The organism is Mesorhizobium sp. M0698 (genome assembly GCF_040320455.1).
Lineage (GTDB): Bacteria > Pseudomonadota > Alphaproteobacteria > Rhizobiales > Rhizobiaceae > Mesorhizobium.
In genome coordinates, this window is the sequence record NZ_JAMYPQ010000005.1 from 233,628 (window position 1) to 248,008 (window position 14,381).

Sequence of the window (14,381 nt, forward strand, 5' to 3'; positions counted from 1 at the left end):
ACCTAGTCTAGATCAATTCCTCGCCGCGCACCTGTGCAGTTTTGCACAAGCATGCGCGGAAATTGCAAATCGCCTGAATTTGACGTCCGCGCGAGAATAGGCCTGATCCAATTCAGGGAAGCGATCGATGGATATCGAAGGTTTGCGAACGATGGTGGCGCGGCACGCGACGTCGGCCAATGCATTGGTGGCGCTCGGTTTGGCGATGGAGGCGCGTATTTCCGGCACGCCACTCGAGGGCAGTGTGGCCCGGCGCACAGGGGTCGTGCTTGCCGAACTCGGCGCCTCCGACGTCGTGGCAAGTGCTGGCGTCATCGAACTTACGCCGGTGCTGGCCAGCATCCGGGTCGACCTGCTTTCAGGTGGCAAGCTGCTGTCGCGCTCCTCCGAAAGCGTCGAGGCCCTGGAAGCCCGTTTACGCCAGGCCTTCGGCGACGTTTCATCTGGCTTCCCGGCGTTGCTGAAGCGGCTGATCGCGCCACAACTGGCCGGTTTGCCGGAGAGGCTCGCCGCACCGGGCGCAGCCTTCCTGGATATCGGCGTCGGCGTCGGCGCCCTGTCGGTGTCGATGCTGCGGCCATGGCCCGGCCTGAAGGCGGTCGGTGTCGATCCCTTGCCTGAAGCCATCGCGCAGGCCGCTGCCAACGTCAGGGCAGCCGGGCTCGAACATCGCATCGAACTGCACACCGGGCTGGGCCAGGATATCGCGGACACGGACGCGTTCGACCTTGTTTTCGTACCAAGCGCCTTCATCCCCGAGCCGGATGTCAGGGCCATCGTCAAGCGCAGCCACGCCGCGTTGCGGCCCGGCGGCTGGCTGCTGCTGGCAATGGTCAATCCTGGACCGGATGCACTGGGAGACGCCCTCGCCCGCCTCCGCACCACAATGTGGGGCGGCACGGTCTTTGAAAAAGGCGCAGCCCAGGACCTGGTCGATCAGAGCGGCTATGCCGACAGCCGGTTGCTGCCCGGCCCGACCGGGGCGCCTGTCGCCTTCGTCGCCGGGCGTAAGCGGGGCTAACGGTTTCCAGGAGCGGACGATGAAACTGCTGATCTTCGGCGCTTCCGGTGCGACGGGTCGACTGCTTGTCTCGGCGGCGTTGGCGAAGGGCCATGCGGTGACCGCCTTCGTCCGCACGCCGGGCAAGCTTGCCATCAGCCACGAAAATCTGAAGGTGATCGTCGGAAACGTCGCCGATCGGCAGGCAGTCGAACGCGCCGTTGTTAGGTATGATGCGGTTTTCAGCTGTCTTGGGGTGGGCGTGCCGCTGAAACGCGATCCGGCCGTCGTTGCCGGCATCGGCTTCATCGTCGCGGCGATGCAGCAGGCCGGCCCCGAACGGCTCATCTATCTTTCATTCCTTGGCGTTCGCGACGGCCGGCGGCAACTAGGCCTCCTGTTGGGCAACATCATCGTGCCATTGGTGCTGCGCAATGAGGTGACGGACCATGAGGTGAAGGAAAGCCTGGTCGTTCAATCCAGTCTCGACTGGACCATCGTGCGGCCGCCCAAGCTGAGCAATGGAGCGGCAACGGGTGAATTCCGCCATGGCAATGGCATCCGGGCGGCATCGCTGCTGCCGGCCTTCATGCTCGCCCAGATCAACGACACCACCTACTCGCGCAGGACAGTCAGCATCCTGCGCTGACGCCGCACGGGAGCCGTCTTCCCCTCGACAAACCTCCCGCTTATCTTCATCGCCCTTATCTTCATCGCCCTTGTAGGCAGCGCCAAAATGGACGAATAGTCATAGCGGCGCGCCGCCGTGAAATTGCCGGTATGCGGTTTCTCAGTTGGCGGCATCGCCGCAGCCGGATCCTGGAATGGCCAGTCCTTTGGAACCACGCAAGAGAAGAGGTCCGGTCGCCGCTAGGCTGCTGGCGGTGGATGCGTGGATCGATTCCTCGGTCTACGAAATCGGCTTCAGGGCGCGCCAGTTCTGGGAGGCGGCGACCATCTTCTCGCGGCGTTTCCGCGTCGGCGGCTGGCGCCGCGGCCTGATCGAACTGTTGAGTGAAGGCTTTACGCTCGCTGCCGGCGGCATCGTCGTGCTTTTGGCGCTGGCCTTGCCGGCCTTCCAGATAACCGCCGGCGACTGGCGCACGCAAGGCGACTTCGCCGTCACCTTCCTCGACCGCTACGGCAACGAGATCGGTCAGCGCGGCATCATCCAGCGCGATTCAGTGCCGGTCGACGAGATGCCCGACCATGTCATCAAGGCGGTGCTGGCGACCGAAGACCGCCGTTTCTTCGACCATTACGGCATCGATGTGCTCGGCCTGTCGCGCGCCATATTCGAGAATGTGCGGGCAAATTCCGTCGTCCAGGGTGGCTCGAGCATCACCCAGCAGCTGGCCAAGAACCTGTTCCTGACCAATGAGCGGACGTTCGAGCGCAAGATCAAGGAAGCGTTCCTGTCGCTGTGGCTCGAAGCCAATCTGTCGAAGAAGGAAATCCTGCAGCTTTACCTCGACCGCGCCTATATGGGCGGCGGCACCTTCGGCATCGAGGCGGCAGCCGATTTCTATTTCGGCAAGAGCGTCAAGGACCTGAACCTTGCCGAGGCGGCGATGCTGGCCGGCCTGTTCAAGGCGCCGACCAAATATGCGCCGCACATAAACCTGCCCGCCGCCCGGGCGCGGGCCAACGTGGTGCTGTCCAATCTGGTCGATTCCGGCTTCATGACCGAAGGCCAAGTGCTGCAGGCAAGGCTGCACCCGGCCGAAATCGTCGACCGCGGCGAGCAGAAGAGCCCCGACTATTACCTCGACTGGGCCTTCGACGAGGTCAAGAAAATCGCCGCCAAAGGCGGCCCGCACTCGCTTGTCGCCCACACCACCTTCGATGCCAACATCCAGAAGGCGGCCGAAGAATCGATGGAGTTCCACCTCCGCCAGTTCGGCAAGGAATACAACGTCACCGAGGGCGCCATCGTCGTCATCGAGACCAATGGCGCCGTCAGGGCGATCGTCGGCGGCCGCGACTACGGCGCGAGCCAGTTCAACCGCGCCACCAAAGCGCTTCGCCAGACCGGCTCCTCGTTCAAGCCCTATGTCTATGCGACGGCGATGGAGCATGGCTTCACGCCGGATTCGGTGGTTTCCGGCGGACCCATCTCCTGGGGCAGCTGGTCGCCCCACAATTACAATGGCGGGTCGGCCGGCAACGTCACGCTGATCACGGCGATGGCCAAATCGATCAACACGGTGCCGGTGCGGCTGGCCAAGGATTATCTCGGCATCAAGCCGATCAAGGCGATGGCCGAAGCGATGGGCGTCGAGTCGCCGCTGGAATCACACAAGACCATGGTGCTCGGCACGTCGGGCATGACCGTGATGGACCAGGCGACGGGTTACAGCGTATTTGCCCAGAACGGCCTTGCCGGAACCCGGCACGGCGTCAGCCAACTCTTCACCCGTACCGGCGAGGTGGTCTACGACTTCGCCAAGGATGCGCCGCCGCCGCATCGGGTGCTGTCGGAGCAGGCGCTCAAATACATGAACACCATGCTGGCGGCGGTGCCGGTGATCGGCACTGCCCGGCGCGCAGCCCTTCCAAACATCGTCGTCGCCGGCAAGACCGGCACGACCCAGTCCTACCGCGATGCCTGGTTTGTCGGCTTTACCGGCAACTACACGGCTGCCGTCTGGCTCGGTAATGACGACTTCACCGCGACCAACAAGATGACCGGCGGCACGCTGCCGGCCATGGTGTGGCAGCGCCTGATGCTCTATGCGCACCAGAATATCGACCTCAGACCGATCCCCGGCCTCGATCACCCCTTCGTCGATGCCGAAATCGCTGCCAAGGCCGAGGAAGCGGAGAAGAAGAGCGCCGAACAGGCAGCAGCCGATGCCGCCGCCGAGCGTCCGCCGGTGCTGTCCAGCCGGACCACCCAGACCCTGAAGGAACTCACGAAGCTGTTCCAGGCGGCACCCGTGCTCGACGCGCCCGCTGCGCCGGAGACCCTGTCGGCGCTCTGAGCGGTCAATTCCACAGGGCCGCTTGCCACAAGGCCCTGCGCCGCGATATCCCCGAGGGGCAATCTTTCAGTCCCGGCCTTCGGTTCCCTGCCTCCTCATGCTCAAGAACGCCTTCCTGACACTGCTTTCGCTTGCCATAGCCGTCGTCGGCGGTGGCGGCAGCGTCTGGTATGCACTGAAGCTGCAGGATGGCGTCGGCGCCATCAGGATCGGCCAATGGACCGCCTTCCCCGATATCGGCACGCCGACGGCAGATCCCTATTCGAAGGCCCGCGTGGCTCGCGAAGGCGTGCTGGCGCTCGGACAGGCGGAAGGACTGTCCTTCATCGCCGAGCGCGATTCCGGCGGCGAACAGCTCAAGCGGCAATGTGCCTACAAGATTGCGGGCGGCTTTCCCACCGCCCGGTTCTGGACGCTTTATGCCGCCGACCAGTCGCTTGGCGTGGTCGAGACCGGCAAGCCGAGGCCGGCTGCGCTGCAGTCCTATCAAGTGCTGCGCCAGGCCGACAATTCGGTGGTCATTTCCGTCGGCAGCCGCCCTGCGCCCGGCAACTGGCTGCTGACCAGCGGCGCCGGCAAGATGTACTTGGTGCTTACGTTCTACGACACGCCGATCGCCAGCAGCACCGGTCTCTCGGACGTCACGCTGCCGCAGATCCAGAAGGTCGGCTGCAATGCGTAGCCTGCTGCATGCCGTGCTGCTCGGCCTGCTCGGCGCCGGCATCGTGCACATCATCGTGCTGCTGCTCGTCCCCGAGTTTTCCGAACGCGACGCCTGGTCGCGATTGGCCATGGCTTCGGATCTCTACAAGATGACCAGGCTCGACGCGGAAGCCGGCGGCGCGCCGGTGGTGAAATCGGTCGATCCGCTGTTTTATGCGGCGGCATGCCGCTTCGATCTTGCCGAGGGGATGATGCGGGTCAAGGCACCGGGAAAGGTGCCGTTCTGGTCGATATCGGTCTACGACCGCGGCGGCCACAACATCTACTCGTTCAACGACCACAGCGCGACCGCAGGCGTGCTCGACACCGTTGTGCTGACGCCGGCCCAGATGATCGAGGTCCGCAAGGATCTTCCCGAGGAACTGCAAGGGGCCATCTTCGTCGAGGCGCCGATAGAGGAAGGCGTATTCGTCATCCGTTCGTTCGTGCCCGACGACAGCTGGAAGCCGATCGTCTCGCGGTTTCTCGAACAGAGTTCCTGCGAACTGCAGGATTTTTAAGCCGGTTCCGATGCTCAGTGATGCGGTACCGGCAATGTTCCCGAAGGTCCCGGCTTGTCGGGGCCGGCCGGCCGCGTTTCGCCCGTCAGCGGCCGCTGCTCGTAGCGCACCCCGGGAAAGATGATCACTGCCGCCGGCGCGGCTTGTTGTGCTCGATTGGTTGCCGCCGTTCGCGGCACGAAAGACAGTACCATGCCCATGGTTCGCGTATTCCTCTCGGTTGCCCCGGAGCACAACGCAACGCCTCCATAGTCGATTAAGAAGGTAGTAGGTTAACGGAGCGCTAACGGATCGCCGCTAAATTGATCTTTGTTCTTGGGAAACGCGAAACCGGTACAGCCCGGCAGAGCGCTGTCCAGATTGTGTCGAGTGTCGGGCGTATCCTTCGTGTCAGCTTCGGATTTCAGGCAAATCGCAGCAGGAGCTGAATCGGGAAAGGCCGAAAGGCTGTTTCGCGCCGCGGTATCGGCGTTCTGCTCGCTCACCCGCCCTTCGCGCCGGGAAATCGCGCAGCTCGAAGACCTGACGCTGCCGCTTTTCGAGAATGTCTCGGTCGAATCGCGCCGCTACGTCGCGGCAGCCCTTTCCGAATGCGAATATGCACCCGCCGCGCTGGTGCGGCGGCTTTGCCAGGAGCGGGTCGACATCGCCGCGCCGCTGCTCATCCGCTCGCGCGCCCTCAGCGACGTCGACCTGATCGCGCTGATCGGACGTCACGGCCTGCCGCATGCCCGTGCCATTGCCCGCCGCAAGGATCTCAATCAAACGATCGCGGATCTCATCAAAGTGCTCGAAAGGCCGACGCTGGTGCGGTCGCAGCAGCAGCCGGAAACAATCGCCAAAGCCGCGTCCGAAAACGCCGAAGTGGTTGCGGGCGAGGTCAACAGGCAAGAGGCTTCCGATGCCGCTGAAACTGTACGGCGGCGGTTGCGATCCATGATGCGCGCCGAGAGCGGCACCTCCATCAGTCCGTTCGTCGAGCCACAAACCTATGTCAAGCTGCGCGAGACCGCGCTGACCGGCAATGCGGCATTCTTCCAGACAGCGCTCGCCGATGCGCTCGAAGTCGATTTTTCAACGGCGCGGACGCTCACCGCGAGCCACAATTACACACCGCTGCTGGCCGCCTTGCGCGCGCTCGACCTTAGTGAAGACAAGGCGTTCCTGATCACGGCGGCCATCTATCCGACCGAGTTTCCGCACCCGCAGGCGATCCGCATCTTCCTCGACCGCTACCGCCTGCTGCACCGCGACGCGGCGTTGGACAGGCTCCGCGGCTGGAAGGCCGACACCGTATCGAAAATTGTTCGCAAGCCTGGGCGCGTCGCCGCAAATGCCGACCTGCGCAAGCCGAACAGCGCCGACATAGCCGCCACCCCAAAGGCGCGTCGCGTCTGAAGGGCTTGCCGTTAAGACGCCTTGACCGAGATAAGCTCCTCGACGGGAATGGCGCCCGCCTCGATCTCAATCACCCAGATATCCGAATCGAATCTCTTCTCGCGCTCCAGCCGCGCGTCGAAGATGGCGGCATCGTCGCCTTCGCCAAGCAGGCTGAAAAAACGGTCGTCCGGCCTGGCTGAATCGTAACTCGTCTGCGGCGCCGGCCCGAACAGCGCTATCTCCCCCAGCCTGCCCCGCGCCAGCACGAAAACCGCGCCGGCTTCCGTCGCGCCGCGCTTGACCACGGCGGCAAAGCCGCCGGCGCTGAAAACCCGGCGCAACAGGGCCGACACCCACAGATCGGTGGTTACCCGCATGGAGAATTCCTGGACATGCGGCGGTCCTTACAGCATTGGCCGGAAAACCGTAACCGGTCTTTGCCGAGCGACCGGCGAGCGGCCGTCACGACCCTTAGTTGGTCAGGCCGATCTCGCGCATCTTGACGTAGACGATCTCGTCTGGCTCGCCGGTCTCCGGCAAGCCGAACAGCGCCTGGAATTCCTTGATCGCGGCCTTGGTGCGCGCGCCTACGACGCCATCCAATTGCATGTCGTCATTGCCGAACGCTTTCAGTCCGGCCTGGATCTTGACGATGCGGGGATCAGGCGTTTGCGCCACCGCATTTGCCGGTGCGGACGCTGGAATGGCGGCTGGAACAGCAGCCGTTTCGACCGGCCGCGGCACCGGATGCGGTACCACGGCCGCGGTCTTTGGCGTGGCGCCCAGTTGATCCAGCAGGACGCTGTCGATCTCGCCGGAGGCATTCAATCCGACCTTCTGCTGATAGGCCTGGATGGCCTTGCGCGTATTCGGTCCGGGAATCCCGTCGACGGTGCCGGAATAGAAATCGAGATCCTTCAATATGCCCTGGACCTGTTCGACGACCGGGTCGCTCTTGATCGGCGCAGCGGCCGGACGCACGATATTGATGGTGGTTTCGGGCTCGTCGCTGTCCGCCCGGGGAAAGCGCTCGATACTCCTGGTGGCGAAAAACGCGCCGGCATGCGGAAAGGGCTGGTACCAAAGCGCGTTCGCCGAGACGTAGAACAGCGTCACCAGGAACGCGGTGGAGCCGCCGACCACAACAGGATTGCGCGAGATCAGGTTGCCCAGCGCCATCGCTCCGTGCTCGAAGGCATTGCCGCGGCGTTTGACCGCCTTAGGCTGTTTTGCGGAGCGACCCATTGCTCTCCCCTTTGCCACCGTCCGCCTTGGCTTTGACCGCGGACATCGGCACCACGCCGGTCTTCTCCGCCGAGCGGCCCGTCGGGCCGCTCACGGGAAGGCTGATCGTCACCGTGGTGCCCTCGCCCGGCATGCTTTCGATCGACATGGTGCCCTCGTGCAGCGCCACCAGCCCCTTCACCAGTGAGAGCCCGAGGCCTGTGCCTTCGAAACGGCGGGTATAGTCGTTCTGGATCTGCATGAACGGCTTGCCGAGATTGACGAAGTCTTCCTCGGCGATGCCGATGCCGGTGTCCCGGACCCAGAAATGCAGCCGCGAGCCGATGCGCTTGGCGCCGATGACGACATTGCCGCTTTCGGGCGTGAACTTGATCGCGTTAGAGACGAGATTGATCAGGATCTGCTGCACGGCGCGACGGTCGGCATTTATTTCGCCTGCGTCCGGCGCGATCTGGGCCTGCAGATCGATAGCCTTTGCCTCGGCTTGCAGGCGCATCATGGACTGGCACATCTCGACCGCTTCGCGGAAGCGGAACGGTTCCGGTTCGGTCGCGTAGGCGCCCGATTCGATCCGCGATACGTCGAGTATCGAGGTGACGACGGCAAGCAGGTGCTGGCCCGAATCCCTGACCAGCCCGACATATTCCTTCTGGCGCGGATCCTTGAAGCTGCCGAACATCTCGTGCAGCAACATGTCGGAAAAGCCGATGATGGCATTGAGCGGGGTGCGCAACTCATGGCTGACGACGGCAAGGAAACGTCCTTTCGCCACCTCGGCGGAGGCAGCCGCCTCATTGGCAGCGGCAAGCTCCTGGCGCAGTCCGGCCAGTTCGTCGTTCTCGCACAGAAGAAGCGTGAAGACGGTCTCCTGCCCCGGCGCGCGCATCATCTCGAGCGAGAACGGCCGGTAATTGTCGGCCGTCACGCCGCTGCTCTGCGGCAGCCGTACGCGAAGGTCGAGCCGGCGCGACAGGGCTCCATCACGCATATCGGCCAGCGCACTGAGATACGGGACGCGGTCGGACAGATGGATGCGATCGAAAAGTCCGGTGCCGAAAAGCAGCTCCGGCGGCAGCCTCAGCATAGCGCGTGCCTTAGCCGAGACGTCCAGAACCTCGCCATGCGCCGCGATTCGCAGCACGACGGCGTCGATGAGGTCTTCGAGCCGGTCGCTGCCGGCCGGATCGAACTGTGCGCTGGCGGCGCCGCGAAGCGGAGCGATACGCGGAATGAGCGTGAGTGCCCAGGCCAGTGGTACCAGCCAGTGCCATGCGGCGATTTCGGTCTGGTCGAGCGGCAAGACGGAACCGGCTAAAGGCTGCAGCAAGACTGCGACAAAGGCCGATATGGCGCCCCAGATCACGGCACGGCGCGACTGGCCGATCCACCACGCTTCAAACGGCACCGCCACCGCGAGCAAGGCAACCGGCGAGGCCACACCGCCGGCGGCAGCGATAAGGGCACCGAGGGCAACGCTGCCGACGACCAAGGCGAGTTGGCCGGCCAGGGTCATCTTGCCCGATGCAGCCACCAGCAGGGCGGCGAACCAGCAAAGGCCGAACGCCGCAAAGATGGCAGCCACAGTCACGGCCGCGCCCATGCCCGACGTGACCAGCGTCACCGCTGCACCCGCGCTGAAGAAAGGAGCCGCCAGCATGGCGCCAATGAACCGGCTGTGGCGGCAACGATCGCTCTGGCCGAGCACGGACGGATGAACCATCCGTTCGCAACCGGCGGCTATCGCGCCCGGCAACTCGGCGTATCTGGCCTTGATCGCACTCAACTCAACGCACCCGGTCGTGAACGGCCCTGCTTTGCAGGCGGCTTTTGTCGATCCAAAACTCGCATCCAGCGTTTAAGGAATGGATAAGGCTGGGCCGATCGTCCCCCGGCAGGCTGCAAATATCGGGATACCGGCGGGGAAAAACCGGGGCAATTGCCGCCATAGTAAACGGAGCGTTATCCACACCGCCCGCGCCTGCACCTACGACCGATGGCATCAAACTGTCGCCGATTAAGAAAATGATAATGAAAAACAATAGGTTGGATGGTTATCAGTTGCTGAATAAAATCTGAGCCGTTCGAGGCAAATGAACTTCAAAACGCTTCGTTTCGAATCTACCTAAAATTTAAGGAAAACTGTTGCTTTCGGGACAAGCCGTCCTTTGCGCGTCTGTGTCAGTATCGCGGTACAAGGGTCGTGCGGTTCGGATGCATGACGTCATAAAGGACAGACAGATGGGCTTTCTGATAAGAGCTGCTTTCTGGTTTTCGCTGGTGCTTCTGGCGCTGCCGCTGGGTGTCGGCGCCGATGATGCGGGCCGCGAAAGCGTCGGGCCGCTCCAGGCGCTGTTTGCGGCGCGCGAAGCCGTCGGCGATATCGCCGGCATCTGCGAGCGCAAGCCGGACGTGTGCGAGACCGGCAAATCGGCAATGCACACCATCACCGCCCGGGCCAGGGAGACCGCCAAGATCGCGGCCGCCATGCTGGACGACAAGGCCGCTGAACCCGATACGGTGACGACCACCGGCAGCGTGTCCGAGGAAATCGTGTTGCCGGCGAAAGTCGATTTGCCGGCGAAAGTGCACTTGCCGGCGAAGAACTGAGACTGTTTCGGCCGAATTCATCGCTAAACCGCAAGGCTCTCGCTCTCGGCACCTGCGGCGTTTCTCCTCTTTTTCCGTGACGTGGCAGCGCCGGATGACTATATCCGGGGGAATGACGACGACGATCCAGACCATCCGCGACGACTTTTCCCTGCTCGACGAGTGGGAAGACCGCTATCGCTATGTGATTGAACTGGGTGAAGCGCTGTCGCCGTTTCCCGACGAGCAACGCATACAAGCCAACAAGGTGCCCGGCTGCGTCAGCCAGGTCTGGCTGACCACCGAGCAAGGCGGGGGTGTCGACCCCGTTATCACCTTCAAGGGCGATTCCGACGCGCATATCGTGCGCGGCCTGGTCGCCATCATGCTGGCGCTGTTTTCGGGACGGCCGGCCAGCGAAATCCAGAGGACCGACGCAGAGGCCACATTGAAGGCACTCGGACTTGACGAGCACCTGTCGCCGCAGCGCGCCAATGGTCTTCGCTCGATGGTCAAGCGCATCAAGCGTGACGCCGAGGCAGCGCTGAAGCAGACCGCCTGACCGGACGGCAATTGCCGGCGGCATGAAGAACTGGCGGCCTGAGCTTGGTCTCCCCACAATGCGAAAACGGCGCCTGTAGGCGCCGTTTGAGTATCAAACCGGAAGAGCCGCTTGTCAGCGTCCCTTGCGCTTGCGGCCGAGACCCATCTTCTTGGCGAGCTGCGAACGGGCGGCCGCGTAATTGGGCGCAACCATCGGATAGCTCGGGTCCAGGTTCCACTTTTCACGATACTGGTCGGGCGTCAGATCATAGTGGGTCATCAAGTGACGCTTGAGCGACTTGAACTTCTTGCCGTCTTCGAGACAGATGATGTAGTCGTCATGCACCGACCGCTTCGGATTTACCGCCGGCTTCTGCTTGTCGGCAGGCGGCTGCTCGGCGGCCCCGCCGACGCGCCCGAGAGCGGCATGGACATCGGCGATAAGGTTCGGCAGTTCGCCGACCGGTACGGGATTGTTGCTGACATAGGCAGCCACCACGTCGGCGGTGAGCTCGATCAGCGCGTCACTGTTTCTGGAAGGTGTTTCGGTAATATCCATGGCGTTCAGGCCCCAACGAGAATTGTTTCTGTTTGCGCCCGTTTCGATAGTTGGGCATCGCGCGAACTTGTGCAGGAAAAAGCCTCCGCGATTCGCGTCGCGGCATCTTAATGGGCCGGGCCGCCAAGTAAGTCAATTCGCTTCTTTCGGTCTATTCAGCGATACAAGTCAAATCTTCCATATTCAGCTTCACTCTTTCGTGCAAAGCGTAACTTTGCCGTTTTTTCTGGTCAGACCAGCATCGACTGACGCCGCGGCAAGCAGCCATTACACAAACGGCAGCAGGTAAATAGAGTTCGATGCTTGACCCTGCCGGCGGCATTACAGCCTGGATGATCGGCGGATTCAGTAAAATCATAGGTTGCGAAGCGTTACTGTTGCTCGCGAGCCGTCGCCGGAGCGGTGCGCTGTGTCATTGAAATGGGGTAATGTATTTCCGTAGACCCAGCCATATCGGCCACTTGCCAAGCCGCGAAGGCAGTTGCATGAGATTGACCGGCACTGGCAGGGTCATCGCAGCGACGGCGAGAACCGCGGCAGTCCGAGAAGAAATATTCGTTATCCGCTCCTCCAGCCCGTCCTCTCGAGCCACCACGACAAAAGATCATAGCCCTTGAACCCGCGCTGCTCGGCGTGTTCATTCTCCATTCAAGTAGCTTCCACAGCGAGACGCAATGACCAGAACCCCAGTGTTTCCGACCGCCACGCCGCCGCAGCCGGAGAAGCGGCCGATCTTCGACACGCATCACGGCATAACGCGGACGGACGATTATGCCTGGCTGAGGGCCGCCAATTGGCAAGAGATGTTCAGGGATCCGTCCCTGCTCGACGGCCAAATCCGCGCCCACCTCGAAGCCGAGAATGCTTACCAGGCGGCGCTGATGGCCGATACGGTCCAACTGCAGAAGCAGCTTTTCGCGGAAATGAAGGGACGCATCAAGGAAGACGATTCTTCCGTGCCGATGAAGGACGGACCTTACGCCTACGGCTCCTCCTTCAAGCTTGGCGGCCAGCAGCCGCGTTATTTCCGCACGGCGCGTGACGGCGGCGACAAGCAGATATTGCTCGACGGCGATGCCGAGGCCGAGGGCAAGCCCTATTTCCGCCTGGGCGGCGTCGATCATTCGGACGACCACAGCAAGCTGCTCTGGGCCTTCGACGACAAGGGTTCCGAATTCTACACGCTGCGCGTCCGCGATCTGGCCGGCGGCAACGATCTGGCGGACAGGGTCCCGGACACCGGCGGCGGCGGTGTGTGGGATGCCGGCAATGACGGTTTTTTCTACACCCGCCTCGACCCCAACCACCGTCCTTCCAAAGTGCTGTTCCATGCGCTTGGCGACGGTCCTGAAAACGACCGGCTGATCTACGAGGAGACCGATCCCGGCTTTTTCATGGATGTCGGCGGCACGCGCTCCAACGAGTGGATCATGATCGGCATCAACGACCATGAGACCTCGGAATACCGTATCATGAGCGCCGACGATCCGTTCGCAGAGCCGAAGCTGGTTGCGGCGCGCCAGACGGGCCTGCAGTACGAACTCGAGGAAGGCGGCGACATCTTCTTCATCCTCACCAATGCCGACGGCGCCAAGGACTTCAAGATCATGACGGCGCCGACCCATGATCCGGTGCGCGCCAACTGGCAGGAACTGGTGCCGCACGAAGCGGGCCGGCTGATCCTTTCGGTGATCGGCTTCAAGGACCACATGGTCCGGCTCGAGCGCAAGGAAGGCCTGCCGCGCATCGTCGTGCGCGACCGCAAGAGCGGCGAGGAGCACCTGATCTCCTTCGACGAGGAAGCCTTCTCGCTCGGCCTGTCCGGCTCCTACGAATACGACACCGAGATCATGCGCTTTTCCTATTCGTCGATGACGACCCCGGCGCAGGTCTTCGATTACAACATGCGCACCCGCGAGCGGGTGCTGCTCAAGACCCAGGAAGTGCCGTCCGGCCACGACCCGGAGCACTACGTCACGCGCCGGCTGATGGCGCCTGCCGCCGACGGCGAACTGGTGCCGATCTCGCTCCTCCATCACCGCGACACACCGCTCGACGGGTCCGCCCCTTGCCTGCTTTACGGCTACGGATCTTACGGCATAGCCGTACCCGCCGCGTTCAACACCAATCTGTTTTCGCTGGTCGACCGCGGCTTTGTCTACGCGATAGCCCATGTTCGCGGCGGCAAGGACAAGGGCTATGGCTGGTACGACGACGGCAAGCGGGCGAACAAGATGAACACGTTCACCGATTTTGTCGCTGCCGCCCACCACCTCGTCGCCGAACGCTATACACAGCATGACCGCATCGTTGCGCAAGGCGGTTCGGCCGGCGGCATGCTGATGGGCGCGGTCGCCAACATGGCGCCGCAATGCTTCGGCGGCATCGTCGCCGAGGTTCCCTTCGTCGACGTGCTCACCACCATGCTCGACGCCAGCTTGCCGCTGACGCCGCCGGAATGGCCGGAATGGGGCAATCCGATCGCGTCGGCGGAGGATTACCGGACCATCGCCGCCTACTCGCCCTACGACAATGTCGCCGCACTCGACTATCCGCCGATCCTGGCACTGGCCGGCCTGACCGACCCGCGCGTCACCTATTGGGAGCCGGCCAAATGGGCGGCGCGGCTGCGCGACCGCAAGACGGGTGAAAATCCGGTGCTGTTCAAGATCAACCTGGATTCAGGCCATGCCGGCGCCTCCGGCCGGTTTTCAAGACTGGAGGAAATCGCCTTCACCTACGCCTTCGGGCTCAAGGTGACGGGCAAGGCCGAGCTTGCGGCGTGAACATCGGCGGATGAGCGGTCATTGCCTTCCGTTCCGCGACGTGGCTTCATTGGCGGTGAGAGTTGCGGAGCCCAC

At 63.0% G+C, this 14,381-nt stretch carries 14 protein-coding genes; 9 read left to right on the forward strand and 5 right to left on the reverse strand.

Annotated features, from left to right (window positions below; translation table 11 throughout):
* The first annotated feature begins 127 nt into the window (after window positions 1-127).
* The 5 genes from NKI16_RS14180 to NKI16_RS14200 all read left to right on the forward strand — a co-directional run bounded on the left by NKI16_RS14180 (window position 128) and on the right by NKI16_RS14200 (window position 5,207).
* Entirely contained in the window at window positions 128-1,021 is an 894-nt protein-coding gene (locus NKI16_RS14180; RefSeq protein ID WP_352923006.1) for a class I SAM-dependent methyltransferase, read from the forward strand.
* 19 nt (window positions 1,022-1,040) lie between these two features.
* Entirely contained in the window at window positions 1,041-1,649 is a 609-nt protein-coding gene (locus tag NKI16_RS14185; protein WP_352923009.1) for an NAD(P)-dependent oxidoreductase, read from the forward strand.
* A 175-nt stretch (window positions 1,650-1,824) separates the two neighbouring features.
* Window positions 1,825-3,984, forward strand: a complete 2,160-nt coding sequence (locus NKI16_RS14190) for a transglycosylase domain-containing protein (protein WP_352923012.1) — start codon at window positions 1,825-1,827, stop codon at window positions 3,982-3,984.
* A 97-nt stretch (window positions 3,985-4,081) separates the two neighbouring features.
* Window positions 4,082-4,666 carry a DUF1214 domain-containing protein gene (locus NKI16_RS14195; RefSeq protein WP_352449049.1) on the forward strand — a complete coding sequence of 195 codons (585 nt, stop codon included), beginning with the start codon at window positions 4,082-4,084 and terminating at the stop codon, window positions 4,664-4,666.
* Window positions 4,659-5,207: a DUF1254 domain-containing protein gene (locus NKI16_RS14200; protein ID WP_352578419.1), complete on the forward strand. Its 549-nt coding sequence runs from the start codon at window positions 4,659-4,661 to the stop codon at window positions 5,205-5,207. The genes NKI16_RS14195 and NKI16_RS14200 overlap by 8 nt, the downstream gene beginning before the upstream one ends.
* Before the next feature lie 14 nt (window positions 5,208-5,221).
* Here NKI16_RS14200 and NKI16_RS14205 read toward each other — a convergent pair whose 3' ends face one another.
* Entirely contained in the window at window positions 5,222-5,407 is a 186-nt protein-coding gene (locus tag NKI16_RS14205) for a hypothetical protein (RefSeq protein ID WP_023677835.1), read from the reverse strand.
* Between the two features lie 187 nt (window positions 5,408-5,594).
* Between NKI16_RS14205 and NKI16_RS14210 the strand changes: the two genes are divergently transcribed.
* Window positions 5,595-6,605, forward strand: a complete 1,011-nt coding sequence (locus NKI16_RS14210; protein WP_352622490.1) for a DUF2336 domain-containing protein — start codon at window positions 5,595-5,597, stop codon at window positions 6,603-6,605.
* 11 nt (window positions 6,606-6,616) lie between these two features.
* Here the strand turns inward: NKI16_RS14210 and NKI16_RS14215 are convergent, their stop codons facing one another.
* The 3 genes from NKI16_RS14215 to NKI16_RS14225 all read right to left on the reverse strand — a co-directional run bounded on the left by NKI16_RS14215 (window position 6,617) and on the right by NKI16_RS14225 (window position 9,552).
* Window positions 6,617-6,964 carry a DUF1491 family protein gene (locus NKI16_RS14215; protein WP_352578417.1) on the reverse strand — a complete coding sequence of 116 codons (348 nt, stop codon included), beginning with the start codon at window positions 6,962-6,964 and terminating at the stop codon, window positions 6,617-6,619.
* Between the two features lie 94 nt (window positions 6,965-7,058).
* Complete coding sequence (locus NKI16_RS14220; RefSeq protein WP_352923017.1) at window positions 7,059-7,832, reverse strand: peptidoglycan-binding domain-containing protein; 774 nt, start codon at window positions 7,830-7,832, stop codon at window positions 7,059-7,061.
* Window positions 7,807-9,552 (reverse strand): sensor histidine kinase, encoded by a 1,746-nt coding sequence (locus tag NKI16_RS14225; RefSeq protein WP_352622589.1) that lies wholly within the window; start codon window positions 9,550-9,552, stop codon window positions 7,807-7,809. Before NKI16_RS14225 ends, NKI16_RS14220 begins: the two co-directional genes overlap by 26 nt.
* Before the next feature lie 518 nt (window positions 9,553-10,070).
* Here NKI16_RS14225 and NKI16_RS14230 point away from each other — a divergent pair.
* Window positions 10,071-10,439, forward strand: a complete 369-nt coding sequence (locus NKI16_RS14230; RefSeq protein ID WP_023677842.1) for a DUF5330 domain-containing protein — start codon at window positions 10,071-10,073, stop codon at window positions 10,437-10,439.
* Window positions 10,440-10,551: 112 nt separating this feature from the next.
* Window positions 10,552-10,980, forward strand: coding sequence for a SufE family protein (locus NKI16_RS14235; protein ID WP_352591662.1), 429 nt, complete (start codon window positions 10,552-10,554; stop codon window positions 10,978-10,980).
* 114 nt (window positions 10,981-11,094) lie between these two features.
* Here the strand turns inward: NKI16_RS14235 and NKI16_RS14240 are convergent, their stop codons facing one another.
* Window positions 11,095-11,520, reverse strand: coding sequence for a Ros/MucR family transcriptional regulator (locus NKI16_RS14240; RefSeq protein ID WP_023677844.1), 426 nt, complete (start codon window positions 11,518-11,520; stop codon window positions 11,095-11,097).
* Window positions 11,521-12,194: 674 nt separating this feature from the next.
* Between NKI16_RS14240 and NKI16_RS14245 the strand changes: the two genes are divergently transcribed.
* Complete coding sequence (locus NKI16_RS14245) at window positions 12,195-14,306, forward strand: S9 family peptidase (protein WP_352622485.1); 2,112 nt, start codon at window positions 12,195-12,197, stop codon at window positions 14,304-14,306.
* Window positions 14,307-14,381: the final 75 nt, after the last annotated feature.